The 14,057-nt window shown below is 70.6% G+C and carries 18 protein-coding genes and 1 pseudogene; 17 read left to right on the top strand and 2 right to left on the bottom strand.

Translation table 11 applies throughout. The features are described 5' to 3' along the window. Window positions 1-44 precede the first annotated feature (44 nt). From HH310_RS12280 to HH310_RS12250, 7 genes are all read left to right on the top strand, one after another. Window positions 45-2,108 carry an ATP-dependent DNA helicase gene (locus tag HH310_RS12280; protein WP_169175638.1) on the top strand — a complete coding sequence of 688 codons (2,064 nt, stop codon included), beginning with the start codon at window positions 45-47 and terminating at the stop codon, window positions 2,106-2,108. 2 nt (window positions 2,109-2,110) lie between these two features. After that, window positions 2,111-2,530: an NUDIX domain-containing protein gene (locus HH310_RS12275; protein WP_169175637.1), complete on the top strand. Its 420-nt coding sequence runs from the start codon at window positions 2,111-2,113 to the stop codon at window positions 2,528-2,530. Window positions 2,531-2,686: 156 nt separating this feature from the next. Continuing rightward, window positions 2,687-2,920: a hypothetical protein gene (locus HH310_RS12270; protein WP_169175636.1), complete on the top strand. Its 234-nt coding sequence runs from the start codon at window positions 2,687-2,689 to the stop codon at window positions 2,918-2,920. After that, complete coding sequence (locus tag HH310_RS12265) at window positions 2,917-3,219, top strand: type II toxin-antitoxin system PemK/MazF family toxin (protein WP_169175635.1); 303 nt, start codon at window positions 2,917-2,919, stop codon at window positions 3,217-3,219. The genes HH310_RS12270 and HH310_RS12265 overlap by 4 nt, the downstream gene beginning before the upstream one ends. 280 nt (window positions 3,220-3,499) lie before the next feature. After that, a complete protein-coding gene (locus HH310_RS12260) occupies window positions 3,500-3,697 on the top strand; it encodes an AlpA family transcriptional regulator (RefSeq protein ID WP_169175634.1) in 198 nt (65 codons plus the stop codon). A gap of 179 nt (window positions 3,698-3,876) precedes the next feature. Further along, window positions 3,877-5,172, top strand: a complete 1,296-nt coding sequence (locus HH310_RS12255) for a Fic family protein (RefSeq protein WP_169175633.1) — start codon at window positions 3,877-3,879, stop codon at window positions 5,170-5,172. A 39-nt stretch (window positions 5,173-5,211) separates the two neighbouring features. Continuing rightward, window positions 5,212-6,057, top strand: a complete 846-nt coding sequence (locus HH310_RS12250) for a hypothetical protein (RefSeq protein ID WP_169175632.1) — start codon at window positions 5,212-5,214, stop codon at window positions 6,055-6,057. Here HH310_RS12250 and HH310_RS12245 read toward each other — a convergent pair. Further along, window positions 6,051-6,425 carry a DsrE family protein gene (locus tag HH310_RS12245; protein WP_211192060.1) on the bottom strand — a complete coding sequence of 125 codons (375 nt, stop codon included), beginning with the start codon at window positions 6,423-6,425 and terminating at the stop codon, window positions 6,051-6,053. The two genes, HH310_RS12250 and HH310_RS12245, sit on opposite strands and share 7 nt — an antisense overlap. A 14-nt stretch (window positions 6,426-6,439) precedes the next feature. Between HH310_RS12245 and mtfM the strand changes: the two genes are divergently transcribed. Together mtfM and HH310_RS12240 are read left to right on the top strand one after the other, a co-directional pair. Continuing rightward, window positions 6,440-6,544, top strand: coding sequence for a small membrane protein MtfM (gene mtfM / locus HH310_RS44790; protein WP_282438455.1), 105 nt, complete (start codon window positions 6,440-6,442; stop codon window positions 6,542-6,544). Beyond that, window positions 6,541-7,146 carry an FABP family protein gene (locus HH310_RS12240; protein WP_169175630.1) on the top strand — a complete coding sequence of 202 codons (606 nt, stop codon included), beginning with the start codon at window positions 6,541-6,543 and terminating at the stop codon, window positions 7,144-7,146. The genes mtfM and HH310_RS12240 overlap by 4 nt, the downstream gene beginning before the upstream one ends. Before the next feature lie 171 nt (window positions 7,147-7,317). Here the strand turns inward: HH310_RS12240 and HH310_RS12235 are convergent, their stop codons facing one another. Then, the gene (locus tag HH310_RS12235; RefSeq protein WP_169175629.1) at window positions 7,318-8,097 is read right to left on the bottom strand and encodes an aminotransferase class IV; all 780 of its coding nucleotides are present in this window, start codon (window positions 8,095-8,097) and stop codon (window positions 7,318-7,320) included. A gap of 47 nt (window positions 8,098-8,144) precedes the next feature. Here HH310_RS12235 and HH310_RS12230 point away from each other — a divergent pair, with 47 nt between their 5' ends. From HH310_RS12230 to HH310_RS12195, 8 genes and pseudogenes are all read left to right on the top strand, one after another. Then, entirely contained in the window at window positions 8,145-8,540 is a 396-nt protein-coding gene (locus tag HH310_RS12230; RefSeq protein ID WP_211192076.1) for a Fur family transcriptional regulator, read from the top strand. A gap of 1 nt (window position 8,541) precedes the next feature. Continuing rightward, window positions 8,542-9,582, top strand: a complete 1,041-nt coding sequence (locus HH310_RS12225; RefSeq protein ID WP_169175627.1) for a folate-binding protein YgfZ — start codon at window positions 8,542-8,544, stop codon at window positions 9,580-9,582. A 15-nt stretch (window positions 9,583-9,597) separates the two neighbouring features. Beyond that, entirely contained in the window at window positions 9,598-10,431 is an 834-nt protein-coding gene (locus tag HH310_RS12220) for a 3-keto-5-aminohexanoate cleavage protein (protein ID WP_169175626.1), read from the top strand. Further along, window positions 10,428-11,336: an asparaginase gene (locus HH310_RS12215; RefSeq protein ID WP_169175625.1), complete on the top strand. Its 909-nt coding sequence runs from the start codon at window positions 10,428-10,430 to the stop codon at window positions 11,334-11,336. The genes HH310_RS12220 and HH310_RS12215 overlap by 4 nt, the downstream gene beginning before the upstream one ends. Before the next feature lie 69 nt (window positions 11,337-11,405). Then, window positions 11,406-11,750 (top strand): annotated as a pseudogene (locus HH310_RS12210) (helix-turn-helix domain-containing protein); the annotation flags it as partial. A 38-nt stretch (window positions 11,751-11,788) separates the two neighbouring features. Continuing rightward, window positions 11,789-12,232 (top strand): hypothetical protein, encoded by a 444-nt coding sequence (locus HH310_RS12205; RefSeq protein WP_169175623.1) that lies wholly within the window; start codon window positions 11,789-11,791, stop codon window positions 12,230-12,232. Between the two features lie 67 nt (window positions 12,233-12,299). Further along, window positions 12,300-12,614, top strand: a complete 315-nt coding sequence (locus HH310_RS12200) for a DUF2516 family protein (protein WP_169175622.1) — start codon at window positions 12,300-12,302, stop codon at window positions 12,612-12,614. Further along, complete coding sequence (locus HH310_RS12195; RefSeq protein WP_169175621.1) at window positions 12,611-13,498, top strand: alpha/beta fold hydrolase; 888 nt, start codon at window positions 12,611-12,613, stop codon at window positions 13,496-13,498. Before HH310_RS12200 ends, HH310_RS12195 begins: the two co-directional genes overlap by 4 nt. Window positions 13,499-14,057: the final 559 nt, after the last annotated feature.

Below are 14,057 nucleotides of genomic sequence, written 5' to 3'. Positions count from 1 at the left end.
AACGGTGGTCGGGTTCTGTCGGTGGTGGCGGGTACCTTCTCAACGTGCCCGCAGCGACGAAGAAGAAGGCCACCGCCGAGCAACTCCTCGCGGCCGCGGTCGGTGCCGTCCCCGGCGGCTCGTCCCGGCCCGGCCAGGAGGCGATGGCGTCCGCGATCGACAAGGCCGTCCAGGACCGTGAGCATCTGCTAGTCCAGGCCGGCACGGGCACCGGCAAGAGCCTGGCGTATCTGACGCCCGCCCTGCTGGTCGACGGCCCGGTGGTGGTCTCCACCGCCACCCTCGCTCTGCAGAACCAGCTCGTCGAGCACGACCTGCCCCGGCTGGCCGCCGCGGTCGAGCCGGTCCTCGGGCGGCGGCCCACGTTCGCCGTCCTCAAGGGCCGCCACCACTACCTGTGCATGGCCAAGATGGAGCACGCCGACGAGGAGGCGCCGACCAACACGCTCTTCGACGACGCGCCGCCGCGGGCCGCCACCCAGTGGCTCGGCGAGGCCGGCAAGCTCGGCAAGGCGATCATGCGGCTGCGCGAGTGGTCGGAGAAGACGTCCACCGGGGACCGTGACGAACTGGACCCGGGCGTCGACGACACGGCGTGGCGGCAGGTGTCCATGCCGGCCCGTGACTGCGTCGGCGCGTCCCGCTGCCCGTACGGTGCGGAGTGTTTCGCCGAGGCGTCCCGCGCGCGGGCCCGCGAGGCCGACGTGGTGGTGACCAACCACAGCCTGCTCGCCGTCGACATGCTCGCCGACCGGCACATCGTCCCGCCGCACAAACTGCTGATCATCGACGAGGCGCACGAGCTGGCCGACCGGGTCTCCGCGGCGGCCCAGGCCGAGATCACCCCGGACGCGATCGAACGCTGCGGTCGGCGCGCCCGCACGATCATCCCGCAGGCGGCCGGCGAGGCGCTGGCCGAGGCCGCCGACGCGCTCACCGTCGGCCTGGCGGACGTGGCGGCCGGGCGGCTCACCGACGGGCTCCCGGCGCATCTGCGACACGCCGTCACCCTGCTGGAGACGGCGACGCGAGCCGGTCTCACCGCCATCGGCGACATCAAGAGCGACGACCCCGATCCGGTCCGGAAACAGCAGGCCAAGGCGTCGCTGGACGAGCTGAACGACACCGCGCAGCGGCTGCTGGAGGAGTCCGACTTCGACGTGGCGTGGGTGGAGAAATCCGACCTCGGCAGCGGCCGGCGCGCCCTCGTGGTCGCGCCGCTGTCGGTCGCCGGCACGCTGGCCCAGGGCCTCTACACGGACCGCACGGTGGTGGCCACCTCGGCGACGCTCACGCTCGGCGGCCGCTTCGACACGGTGGCCCGCTCGCTCGGCCTGCCCGCGGCCGCCCCGGCGGCGGTCAAGTCGCAGCGCTCGGCCGTCGCCGAGACCGCCGCACCCGGCTCGCTGAGCGCCGAGGCCCCGCCCACCTCCGGCGACGGCTGGACGTCGCTCGACGTCGGTTCCCCGTTCGACTATCCCAAGCAGGGCATCCTGTACGTGGCAGCGCATCTGCCCCGGCCCCAGATGTCCGGCCTGCCGGACGCCGCCGGCGAGGAGCTGCTGAAGCTGGTCGAGGCGCTCGGCGGCCGCACGCTCGGGTTGTTCTCGTCGCGTAAGGCCGCCACCCAGGCCGCCGAGCTGCTGCGCGCCCGCACCGACCTGCCGATCCTGCTGCAGGGCGAGGAATCCCTCCCGGTGCTGGTCCGCAAGTTCCGGGACGACAAGGCGAGCTGCCTGTTCGGCGTCATGTCGCTGTGGCAGGGCGTCGACGTGCCCGGCGACGCGTGCCAGCTCGTGGTGATCGACCGCTTGCCGTTCCCGCGCCCGGACGAGCCACTCGCGGCCGCCCGCACGGCGGCGGTCGACGCCGCCGGCGGTTCCGGCTTCGCCTCGGTGAGCGTCCCGATCGCCGCCGTCCGCCTGGCCCAGGGCGTCGGCCGGCTGATCCGCTCGACCGGCGACAAGGGAGTGGTGGCGGTGCTCGACTCCCGTTTGGAGACGGCGCGCAGCTACGGCGCTTTCCTGCGCCGCTCGCTGCCCCCGTTCTGGTATACGACGCGCCCCGAGGTGGCCGTCGGCGCGCTGGAGCGCCTCGCGAAAGGATGACCATGCTGCTGGAGCTGGCGTGCACGCTGCTGGTGGCCTCGGACGGCGCGCTGCTGCTGCAGCTGCGCGACGACAAGGCCCCGGCGTACCCGAACGTCTGGGCGCTGCCCGGCGGCGCGGTGGAGCCGGGCGAAACGCCGTTGGAGGCCGCCGGGCGCGAGCTGTGGGAGGAGGCGTCGGTGCGGCCGTCAGCGCCGTTGCGGTTGTTCGCCCGCCAGGAGCTGCCGTCCGAGGGCCGGGCGAAGAACTACTTCTACGCCCCGACGACCGCCGTGCAGTCCGATGTGGTCCTGGGCGAGGGCGCCGCGATGCTCTTCATCCCGGCGGCCGAGGTGCTGTCCCGCGAGTTCACCCCGGGCACGAGGGACACGATCGCCCGTTTCCTGGCCTCCGGGGAGTATGCGGCACTCACCCCGCGTTGACCCCGCGACGTCGAACGGCCGTGCGAATTTCTTGCCAAGGCAGGACCGTCGCGCTCGTCGTCGTTCGCTGCCCGGGGGTAGTCATTAGTTAATGGTCTCATGTAGAGTTGGCTCATGACACCCGCTGCCTCTCGGACTTGTCCTAGCGTGAGGGACATGGCTACCGAGCGCATCACCCTCGACATGGATTCCACCTCACTGCACGTCGCCAGGTCGGCGGCGGACCTCGCACGGATGCCGCTGGCGGAATGGGTCGCGCGGGCCGTCCGGGATCGAGGGATCGCCGAGGCCGCTGCGCACACCGCGGAGCAGGATCAGCTCCACCCTGATCTGATGAAGGAGTGGGCCGAGGAAATCGAGCAGCGGATGTTTGAGGACGGCGGCGAGTGAAGCGCGGCGACGTCTGGATCCGGTACCGGATCGGACAGGAGAACAAGGTCCTCGTCGTGGGGGCCGAGGGACTCACCGCGCAACGCAAAGGCGTGCTGGTGGTGCCGATTTCCGACGTGATCGACTCGGACGTCATCCAACCGGCCGTCTCCGACGAATCCGGAAATCGGCTGGGTGTTGCTCAGATCCCCAGGGTCGGCGAGGTCGACAAGTCGTATTTGACGGAGAGGGTCGCGACCCTCGCGCCGGAGAGCGTCGAGCTCGTCGATATGTCGTTACGCGTCGCGCTCGCTCTCTGAGGCGGACGTGTAACCAGTCGGTCGGGCATTCGCGCGCCAGGAGCTGCCGTCCGGGGCCGCGCAAAGAACTACTTCTACGCCCCGACGACCGGGACCCAGTCCGATGTGGTCCTGAGCGAGGGCGCGGCGATGTGTCGGCCCTCTCTAGAAAGGACCGCAGCGTCAACGCCAGGGCTTCCAGCTTGTCGTCCTCAATAAACGCGTAGCCATCCGCTGAGAAGCAGTCGGCCACGTGCCGGGTTTGCAGGTTGACAATTCCGAAAACGGAGGATCGGCGCCAATGGAAGAGGTCATGGCCGCCGCCGAGATCGCCGACTACCTGGGCGTCTCACGCCAACGCGTGGCTGTGCTCGTCGAGCGTGCCGATTTTCCCGCCCCCGTCGCCCACCTGTCCGTGGGACGGATCTGGCGCACGTCAGACGTTCGGGTTTGGGCCGCCAAGCGGCCCAACCGAGTGCACGAGGACGAGCAGAAGTAGTCCCGGCGTCACTACCGGCTCAACGTCTCGTGTCCAGCCCACGGCGGGCGGCCTCGCAGTGTGCCGATCGAGCCACAGCGCCGTCGCAGCGCTTGGACCTTAACCTTTCGCGGATTCGATTCCATGCAAGTTTAAGGCTTATCCTTTCATGGATCCGGATCTGCGAAAGGATAAGCACCATGGCTGAGCTCCGCGAAGCGCACTGGGACGTGTCGTGGGACGCTCCGGCGCGCCGGGACAAGTGGGGCGGCCGGTATGACACCTACATCCCGGACACGCTTCTGACCCGACCCCTCGTCGTGAGCCCAGACGTCGCGCACATGGCGGCGCGGGTGGAGACGGCCGTGCGAGGTCTGGCCGACACACCAGGCGCGATGGGCTTGGAAAGCCTCGCGCGCTTCCTCCTGCGTTCTGAGGCGATCGCATCCTCCCGCATCGAGGGCTTGCAGGTTTCCGCACAACAGGTCGCCCTCGCCGAGCTGGCCACCACCGAAGACGCGCCTATCGCGAGCTTCAACGAGAACGCGCGTCTGGTGGCGAACAACATCGTCACGTTGCGGCAGGCCGCGGGAGTGCTTGCAGCGTGCGAGACGATCAGCCCGCAGAGCTTCTGCGACCTCCATCGAGCGCTTCTGCCCCAGCACCCGCAGCAGGGCATCCGAGATGCGCAGAACTGGATCGGCGGCAGCGACTGGCATCCCCTCGGCGCTGACTTCGTCCCACCGCCGCCCAGCGACGTCCCTTCCCTGGTCGAGGATCTGGCCGAGTATCTGAGCGGCGCCGTACACGCGCCGTTGATCCAGGCTGCGCTTGTGCACGCTCAGTTCGAGACGATCCATCCGTTCGCGGACGGCAACGGTCGCGTGGGGCGCGCACTGATTCATACTGTGCTCACCCGCCGCGGGCTGACCAAAGCCGCAATCCTGCCGGTCAGCCTGGTGCTCCTCACCCGTTCCGAGGAATATGTCGCGGGGTTGACTGCGTATCGGTATCTCGGCCGGGTCGACGGGCCGGAGGCCACTGCGGGCGTGGACACCTGGCTGGAAACCTTCCTCCTCGCGGTCGGCGTCGCGGTCGAACAGGCTCGGCATTTTGTCACCATGCTCGCCGAGCTTCAGAAGCAATGGGCCGAGCGCTACCTCGCCTTTCGCTACGAGAACGGGGCGGTGCGGCAACCGCGCTCCCAGTCCGCCGTGATGCGTCTTCTGCCGCTGCTGCCCGAAGCTCCGGTTACCACTCCGTATTCCGCGCAGCGGCTTCTCGGCGTCTCGGGGCCGGCCGCGCGGGCGGCACTGGAAGAGTTGGCCGACGCGCACATCCTCAGCCGGAAGAAGGTCGATCGGGGGACCACCGCGTACCTCGCTCGCGACGTGTTCGACCTGCTGACGATCACTGAGCGGCGACTCGCAAGCACGCGTTGGGACACGCGCGAATCCGCACCGAACCGGCCGATCCCCGCTCGGCCGCAAGGCTGACGGAATTCTTTCTGAGGTTCACGTGTCACCATGGCTCCCGTGACGGGGCCGGGGTTGGGGAGTACGCCGTCGGCCCGGGGGCGGTCGCGACGCAAGCTGTGGCTGGGCGGGGTTGTCGTGGCCTGGATCGTCGTGGTCGCCGGGCTGGCCGTGTGGTCGGTCGGGCATCAGCGGCCCACCGTGCCCGAGCAGCGTGACATCGATCAGGCGCTGCCCAAGCTGCAGCAGGCGACCGGCGTCGTGTTCGCGGCGGCCGGCGGGCGTGGGCGGGCGGTCACGCTCGGTGAGGTGGCGTTATCCGAGGGCTGCCGGGTCACGCCCGTGCGGTCGGGCGTCGCGGCCACCAGAGACATCACCATCCGGGTACGCGACGGCCAGGCCCGCGCGACCCTGGAGGCGATAGCCGCCGACCTGCCGACGGGATATCAGGCCGACGTCGCGGTGGGTCGCACGAAATACTCGCTGCACGCCGACGCGGGGAACTTCATCGGCGTGGACTCCGACTCCCAGGTGGACGCGCGGGACGTGACCGTGCGTGTGTCGACCGGCTGCCGCCCGCACGGATCGCAACGTGCCGCGCCCGCCGATCCGGCCGCCGCAAACCCGCCGATGGTGCTGGATTCCGTCTTGCGAGCGCTGGGTGCCCAGGACAAGGTTCCGTCCGTACGCGCGGTCGAGTGCCCGGACGGCAAGGTCGCCGGCACGTACGAGGTGGACGGCATCCCCGCGCCCGCCGACCTGCCCGAGCGGCTGGGGTTTCTGGGCGTCACCGAGGTTATCCGGACTGATGAGGACGTACGGGCGTACCGGACCGGCAGTGATTCTGTGGTGATCGGGGTGGACGGGCCGCGAGCGAACGTGAGCGTCAGTACGGCCTGTCAGTAGACCAGAGCCTGCGCGCCGTCCGACATGATCTCTTCGACGAAGACGGCGGCGCCCGCGATGCGGATGCCGGGGAGCACGTCGTCCTCGGTGATCGCCCGGCGGGCGGCGCACTGGGTGCACAGCGTGACCCGGCCGCTGGACAGCAGCATCTCCAGCAGGTCCGGCAGCGGCGCCGCGTGCGGCAACTCGAACTGGGCGGCCCGCCCCGGCAGCGCGAACCAGGCCGACTCGCCGGTCAGCCAGAACGAGACCTCGACACCCGCGGCGACGGCCGTGCTGGCCACCGTGAACGCCTGCGAAGTGCGTTCCGGGGCGTCGGCTCCGGAGGTTGCCTTGACGACCAACAAGCGTGCCATGCGGGTCAGCATAGGATGGGCCGGTCATGGTTACGGAGATCGGGTTCGTGAGCTTGCTGGTGGCCGGTTTGGGCGCACTGGCGGGCGGGTTCGGCTATCTGGCCGTCCGGGTGTCGAGGGGGCGTTGGTGAGCGACGAGACGGACAACCCACTGGGCCCGCCGCCGTGGCTGAACGCGCCGCCGGTCGAGCGTTATCCCTATGCGGACACCCACGACCTGCGCAGCGGTCCCGACCTGCATCCGACGCTGCTGGCGTTGCTGCCGTTCGTGGGCCTGTGGCGCGGTCGGGGGCAGGGCGGCTTCCCGGCGGACGAGGATTACAACTTCGCCCAGGAGGTCCGGATCAGTCACGACGGGCGCTCGTTCCTCAAGTACGAGTCGCGCACGTGGCTGCTCGACGAGGAGTCGAAGCCGGCCGGCGAGTGGCTCAACGAGGCGGGCTACTGGCGCCCGGTGCTGACCGACGACGGCCGCGCCACCGACGAGATGGAAGCGACGATGATCAGCCCGGACGGGGTCGCCGAGATCTACGTGGGCAAGACGATCGGCACGACCCGCCTGGAGATGGAGGCGGACGCGGTCGCGTACACGCCGTCCGGGCTGCACGTCACCGGCGGCCACCGGCTGTTCGGGATCGTCGACGGGGCGCTGCTGTACGCGTACGAGATGGCGGTGGACGACAGCGGTCTGCAGCCGCACATGTCCGCGCGCCTGCTGCGCATCGGCGGATAAAGGCGGATAAATCCGGCGGCGGCGCGGCTGGCGGGGTGCGTATTGATGAAGCCTGCGGCTGCCGGTGCGGCGATCGTGGACGAGCTGACCCCCGCCGCCGTCGCCGGCCGGGCGGGTTCGCGCGCCGAGGGCCGGGGCGCTGAGCTGGGCGGCGCGGGCCACAATCAGCGCTTACGGCGCGAGCGGATAGCCGAGCGCGTTCAGCAGGCGTCTGGTCCACGCGGAGGGCGGCCGCGCGACGCCGTCCAGTGCGGTGACCTCGGCGAGGCCGCGCAACGACGAGGCGAACCAGATCGCGGAGGCGTCACGCAGCTCGGCGAGGGTGATCATGCGTTCGCCGGATTCCAGGCCCACGGAGGCGGCAGCGGACAGCAACTCGCGCGCGGTCGTGCCGGGCAAAATGTCCGCCTCGCCGGCCGGGACCGTGCACAACTCGCCGTCCGCCAGCCACACCAGCGACGCGGTGGGCGCCTCCAGCGCGTACCCCTCGTCCGACAACCACAAAAGATCGTCGGCGCCCTGGTGCCTGGCCCACCGCCGGGCCGCGAAATTACTCCCGTACGACAGAACCTTGGCACCCGAGAGGGACCACGGAGGCCGCCGTCCGAGTTCGTGGCCGATGCTCGCGCTGATCACCCGGATGCCGGTGCGACGTTCCCGGAGCGCGGCCCCCGGAATCGGCGACACGGCGACGTGCAGCGACTCCCGGGTCAGCATGATCCGCAACGCCATTTCCGAAATTTCCGAAAAGTCGGACAGGCCGGGCGCGACAGCCTCAGCGACCCGATCCGCCACGTCCGCCGGCACCGGGATATCGAGCAACTCGGCCGACCGGCGCAACCGCGCCAGGTGCTCCGCCAGCAGCCACGGCCCGGACGGACGCACATGCACGGTCTCGAAAACGCCGTCCCCGAACAGCTCCTCCGGCGAGACGAGTAAGCGGCTAACCACCGCCGGAGCGTAACCTTCGTTACGTGTCCGCCTCTTCGCTTGCGTCCATGCTCCGGGAACGCGGCCTGCGCCTCACGCCGCAGCGCCAGCTGATCCTGGAGGCTGTCCACGAGCTCGGCCACGCGACACCCGAGCAGGTGCACACGGCGGTCCGGGAGCGGGTCGCCGGCGTCAACATCACGACCGTCTACCGGACGCTGGAGCTGCTCGAAGAGCTCGGACTGGTCAACCACACGCACCTCTCGCACGGTTCGCCCACCTATCACACCGTGGGTGAGGATCAGCACGTTCACCTGGTCTGCCGTGGATGCGGGTCGATCAGTGAGGTAGACCCGTCAGTGATGCAACCGGTGACCGACCGGCTGCTGGAGGAGCGAGGCTTCCGGGTCGACGTCGGGCACGTTTCGCTTTTCGGCGTCTGCGGGGATTGCAAGGAGCTGTGAGATGACCGTGGTGATGGTCGAAGACCTGGACCCGACCTCCGCCGACGCGGGCGTGCCCGCCCATTACGGCGACCCGATGCGTGAGCAGCGCACCCTCGAAACGGCGGTGGGCCTGGTCGACCGCTCGAACCGGGATGTCCTCGCGGTGCCGGGTGACGAGCGGGCGAGCTGGCTGCACACCCTGACCACCCAGCACTTGTCCGACCTGTCCAAGGGGATGGGCAGCGAGCTCCTCGTGCTCAGCCCGCACGGCCACGTCGAGCAGCACGCGTACGTCACCGAGGACGGCACCACCGCCTGGCTCGACACCGAGCCGGGCGCGGGCGCGGGCCTCCTCAAGTATCTCGAGATGATGCGCTTCTTCACCCGGGTGGAGCCCCGCGACGCCACCGGCGAGATGGCCGTGCTGTCGCTGGTCGGCCCCGGCGCGGCCGATCTCTTCCCGGAGCTCGCGGCTCCCGAGACCGCCGCGGTGCCGGGTCCGAAGTTCCCCAGCGGCGCGGTGCCCCAGCATGCCACCAGCGTCTATGCCGTACGCGAGTACGAAGGCGGCCTGGCCCGGCGCGTCCCCTTGGGCGTCGACCTGTTGATCCCGCGCGCGAGCAAGGCGGCCGTCATCGAGAAGCTCGGTGTGCCACTGGCGGGGCTCCGGGCGTACGAGGCAATCCGGGTTGGTCATAAGATCCCCCGCCTGGGCTGGGAGACCGACCACAAGACGATCCCGGCCGAGGCCGAGTTCATCGCGCCGGCCGTGCACCTGGACAAGGGCTGCTACCGCGGCCAGGAGACGGTCGCCCGCGTGCACCACCTGGGCCGGCCGCCACGCCGCCTGGTCCTGCTGCACCTGGACGGCATCGCCACCGACCTGCCGCCCGCGCAGGGCACGCCGGTGGTGCAGGGCGATCGCGAGGTCGGCTTCGTCGGCACCGCCGTCCAGCACCACGATCTCGGCCTGGTCGCGCTCGCCGTGGTGAAGCGCAACGTGGACGATGCCGCCGAGCTGCGCGTGGGGGAGTCGGTTGCCGCGGTCGATCCCGCCTGAATTACCGTTCAGGGCATGACCGGGACCGTGATCACCGTTGCCCCCACGGGCGCGGAGAGCAGCAAGGCCGCCGTGCCGGTGCTGCCCGTGACGCTCGATGAGCTGGTGACGACCGCCAAGGAGTGCGAGGCACTGGGGGCCTCGATCGTCCATGTGCACATCCGGGGTGCCGAAGCCGAGCCGACGCTCGATCTGGGCCGTCTCAAAGCGACCGTCGAAGCCCTGCGCGAGTCCACCGACCTGATCATCCAGCTGTCGTCCGGCGGCGCCGTGACCGATCCGGAGAAAGACCGGCTCGCGGTGCTCGACGCCGCCCCGGAGATGGCGTCCTGCACCATGGGCACGGTCAACTTCGGCGACGGCGTCTTCCTGAACCGCTGGGAGTTCATCGTCGACCTGCACACCCGCATGCAGGAGCGGGGCATCGTGCCGGAGTACGAGATCTTCGACCTGGGTCAGCTCACCACGCTGCAGCGGCTGCTCGCCAAGCACGAGTTGCCGTTCGGCGGCCACGTGCACGTCGATCTCGTGATGGGCGTGCCCGGTGGCATGCCCGGCGACGCCGCCACGCTGGTCGCGTGTGAGCGGGCGATCCGCGATCTGCCGGCCGGCACCACGTTCTCGGCCACCGGCATCGGCCGCAGCACCATCCCGGTCATCCTGGCCTCGCTCTCCGCGGGCGGCCACCTGCGGGTCGGGATGGAAGACACGATCACGTACGCCAAGGGCCGGCCGGTCGAGTCGAACATGCAGCTCGTCGCGCGGGCGGCTGGGTTCGCGCACCTGGCCGAGCGCCCGCCACTGACCACCGCCGAGGCCCGCGAGCTGCTGGGAGTGGCTGCCCGATGATCATCGCGGAAGTCGTGCGCTCGGGCTTTGTGGAGAGCGTGCACCACGGTTCGGTCGCGGTCCTGGGCGGCACCAGCCGGGGCGACGTCACCAGCCCGATGTTCCCCCGCTCGTCGAACAAGCCGTTACAGGCCGTCGGCATGCTGCGCGCCGGCCTGGCCCCGCGCGAGGAGGCTGACCTCGCGCTGATGAGCGGCAGCCACTACGGCGAGCCGTTCCACGTGCGACGGGTGCGCGAGATCCTCGGCGCGGCCGGCCTCGATCCGGGGGCCCTGCGCTGTCCCGCCGCGCTGCCGCTCGACGAGGCGTCCCGTAACGCCTGGCTCCGTTCGCAGGGCGGTCCCGAGCGGATCCTGATGAACTGCTCCGGCAAGCACGCGGGCATGCTCGCCACCTGCGCCGTCAACGGGTGGCCCCTCGAGTCGTACCTGGATCCCAAGCATCCGCTGCAGGTGGCCATCGTCGCCGCGGTGACCGACCTGGCCGGCGAGCCGATCGCGGCGACCGGGGTGGACGGCTGCGGCGCGCCGCTGTTCGCGATCTCGCTGACCGGGCTGGCCCGCGCGTTCCAGCGGCTGGTGGAGGCGCCGGCGGGCACGCCCGAGCGCCGGGTCGCCGACGCCATGCGCGCGCATCCGGAGATGGTGGCGGGCACCGGCGCGCACGACACGGTGCTGATGGGCGCGGTGCCCGGCCTGCTCGCCAAGGGCGGTGCCGAAGGGGTGGTGGCGGTCGCGGTGCCGGGCCGGGGAGCGGTGGCGATCAAGGTCGAGGACGGAGCGATGCGAGCCCGTACGCCCGTGCTCCTCGACGAACTGCGCCGGCTCGGTGTCGAGGTCCCGGAGCTGCCGGAGATCGTTTTCGGGGGCGGCGAGCCGGTCGGGGAGGTTCGTCCGGTTCGGTGACCTGATTCACGCTAGCTCTTGTTAGCATTTCGCTTGCAGGAGCTAGCACCTCGCGTTACCTTCGAATGCATGGCCACGCCCAAGGATCTGCCGCAAGACATCGGCAGCTTCATCCGAGACTTACGACAGACCGCGAAGATCTCGCTGCGTCAGCTCGCCGACAAGGCCGGCGTCAGCAACCCGTATCTCAGCCAGATCGAGCGTGGCCTGCGCAAGCCCAGTGCCGAGGTGCTCGCGCAGATCGCCAGCGCGTTACGGGTTTCCACCCCCGCGATGTACCTGCGTGCTGGTCTGCTGGACAGCGACGGACAGCCGGGCGTGCTGGCCGCCATCGCCGCCGATCACGAGCTGACCATGGCGCAGAAGCAGTCGCTGTCGCAGATCTACGAGACGTTCCGGAATGAGAACGCCCGCACCGCGGCCGATTCGAAGACATCCGAGGAGACAACATCATGACCGACCCGACCAAGACCCGATTCCCGGCCGCGCTCTACGCCGCCGCCGGCGCCGGCGACATCGCCTACCAGCAGCTGCGCAAGCTGCCGGCGGTCGTCAGCGACCTGAGTGAGCGCGCCGCGGCGTCGCTGAAGACATATAACGAGCAGGCCGGCGCGAAGGCGCAGGAACTCCGTTCGAAGGCCGCGACCACCGACTACGACGCGCTGCGCGGCAACGCCAGCAGCGTGGTCAGCTCGCTCGCCCAGCTGGCCCAGGAGCGTGCCGTCACCGCGTACGCGACGCTGGTGGCCCGGGGTGAGCGTGTGGTGGGCAGCGGCGTCGTCGGCGCCGCCGATGTGGTCAACTCCGACCTGGAGACCACTGAGGAGCCCAAGGCCGTGGAGGCCGCGAAGCCGGCGCCGAAGCCGCGTAAGCGCGCCACCAAGCCCACCGAGTGATTCCCACAGTAACGACATGATCGCGGGCCCCCGCGCAGGCTGGGGCCCGCGGCATAGACTTCCCGTCATGGGCACTGCCGCGCCGATGTTTCACCACGTTGTTGCCACATACATCAACCTGGTCATCTTCATCATGTCCTTGATCGTCCAGGCGGTGGCACTGATCCATTGCCTGACCCAGCGCGGCGACGGCTTCCAGGCCATCGGCACCCTTCCGAAGGGCGCGTGGGCGGCCATCCTCGCCGTCTGTATCGTGCTGACCTTGCTGCTCAGCGGCCCGACCGGCATCTTCAGCCTGATCGGCATCGCGGCCGCCTTGATCTACCTGCTGGACGTGCGTCAAGGCCTGCGCGACCTGTCGGACGGTAAAGGCTTCTGGTGAGACGGTTCGGCCCGCCCCCTCCGGACGGCGGCCCTCGGCTGAATCGCGCCGACCCGACCGGCCCACGCTCCGGGCGCCCCACGCTGCCGAGCGCACCCACCGAGATCATTACAACCCCGTTTGCCGTACGCCTCGAGCAGCTCGTCACCGGCGTCGGCGACCCGGTGACCGTGTTCGCGCACGGCCTGGGCGGCGACATCTCCGGCACCCGGCCGCTGGGCTCGGCGGTCACCGGCCGGCGGGTGTTCTTCCATTTCCGGGGCCACGGGCGGTCCGACGCGCCGGCCGGCCCGTGGACGTTCGGCGACCTGGCCCAAGACCTGCGCGGCGTGGCCGACCTGGCCGGCGCGACCAGGGCGCTGGGCGCGAGCATGGGCGGCGCCGCGCTGGCCCGCGTGCTGTCCGAGACGCCGGACCGTTTCGAGCGCGTCGTGTTCTACCTGCCCGCGCCGCTGGACGGCACCCGCCCCGCGACCGCCGAGGCCCGCGCCGAGCGGTTGCTGGCAGCGGTCGAGTCCGGCGAGGCGGCCGCGATCGCCGCCGCGGTCGAGCCGGAGCTGCCGCCGTCGGTGCGCAACACGCCGACGGGCTGGGCCTATCTGCGCCAGCGGGTGGAAGAGCTGCAGAAGAACGGCCTGGCACCCGAGCTGGCGACGTTGTGGCGGCAGCCCGCGGTGCCGGATGTCGAGGCGCTGGGCAGGTTCTCCGGGCGCGCCCTGGTGCTGGGCAGCATGGGCGACGAGCTGCACCCCGCGGCTTGGGCGGAACGGCTGGCCGAGTTGCTGCCGGGTGCCGAGCTGCATGTCTACGACCGCCCGTCGGTGCTGTGGACAAACCGCGCCGAACTGCGCGACCGAATCTCCACGTTCTTGAACCGCCCGTGATCGGCCACGTGGGTCGACCGGAACCTGCCACCTGACACGCCATAACCCGCCACTCGGGCAGCCGTGGCCCTGCCACCTGGTCACGCCGTGACCCGCCGCCCGGGCGGCCGTGAGTCGTCAGTTGGCTCGGCCGGGACTACTGCCTGGCGACGCCGTGACCCGCTGGCCGGGCGGCCGTGAGTCGTCAGTTGGCTCGGCCGCGACTACTGCCTGGCGACGCCGTGACCCGCTGGCCGGGCGGCCGTGAGTCGTCAGTTGGCTCGGCCGCGACTACTGCCTGGCGACGCCGTGACCCGCTGGCCGGGCGGCCGTGAGCTGTCAGTTGGCTCGGCCGCGACTACTGCCTGGCGACGCCGTGACCCGCTGGCCGGGCGGCCGTGAGCTGTCAGTTGGCTCGGCCGCGACTACTGCCTGGCGACGCCGTGACCCGCCGGCCGGGCGGCCGTGAGCTGTCACTTGGCTCGGCCGCGACTACTGCCTGGCGACGCCGTGACCCGCCCGCCGGGCGGCCGTGAGCCGTCACTTGGCTCGGCCGGGACTACCGCCTGGCGACGCCGTG

Origin of the sequence: Actinoplanes sp. TBRC 11911, assembly GCF_012933445.1 — a bacterium.
In the GTDB taxonomy this organism is placed as follows: domain Bacteria; phylum Actinomycetota; class Actinomycetes; order Mycobacteriales; family Micromonosporaceae; genus Actinoplanes.
Note: the sequence above shows the minus strand (reverse complement) of the source record. Positions and strands in the feature narration are given on the sequence as shown.

Coding starts and splice junctions, on each gene's coding strand:
- HH310_RS12255 (WP_169175633.1), top strand. CDS start 3,877: ATGGCTGAGCTCCGCGAAGCGCACTGGGACGTGTCGTGGGACGCTCCG.
- HH310_RS12245 (WP_211192060.1), bottom strand. CDS start 6,425: ATGCTGACCCGCATGGCACGCTTGTTGGTCGTCAAGGCAACCTCCGGA.
- HH310_RS12225 (WP_169175627.1), top strand. CDS start 8,542: ATGACCGTGGTGATGGTCGAAGACCTGGACCCGACCTCCGCCGACGCG.
- HH310_RS12200 (WP_169175622.1), top strand. CDS start 12,300: ATGGGCACTGCCGCGCCGATGTTTCACCACGTTGTTGCCACATACATC.
- HH310_RS12230 (WP_211192076.1), top strand. CDS start 8,145: ATGCTCCGGGAACGCGGCCTGCGCCTCACGCCGCAGCGCCAGCTGATC.
- HH310_RS12205 (WP_169175623.1), top strand. CDS start 11,789: ATGACCGACCCGACCAAGACCCGATTCCCGGCCGCGCTCTACGCCGCC.
- HH310_RS12220 (WP_169175626.1), top strand. CDS start 9,598: ATGACCGGGACCGTGATCACCGTTGCCCCCACGGGCGCGGAGAGCAGC.
- HH310_RS12275 (WP_169175637.1), top strand. CDS start 2,111: ATGCTGCTGGAGCTGGCGTGCACGCTGCTGGTGGCCTCGGACGGCGCG.
- HH310_RS12270 (WP_169175636.1), top strand. CDS start 2,687: ATGGCTACCGAGCGCATCACCCTCGACATGGATTCCACCTCACTGCAC.
- HH310_RS12215 (WP_169175625.1), top strand. CDS start 10,428: ATGATCATCGCGGAAGTCGTGCGCTCGGGCTTTGTGGAGAGCGTGCAC.
- mtfM (WP_282438455.1), top strand. CDS start 6,440: ATGGTTACGGAGATCGGGTTCGTGAGCTTGCTGGTGGCCGGTTTGGGC.
- HH310_RS12260 (WP_169175634.1), top strand. CDS start 3,500: ATGGAAGAGGTCATGGCCGCCGCCGAGATCGCCGACTACCTGGGCGTC.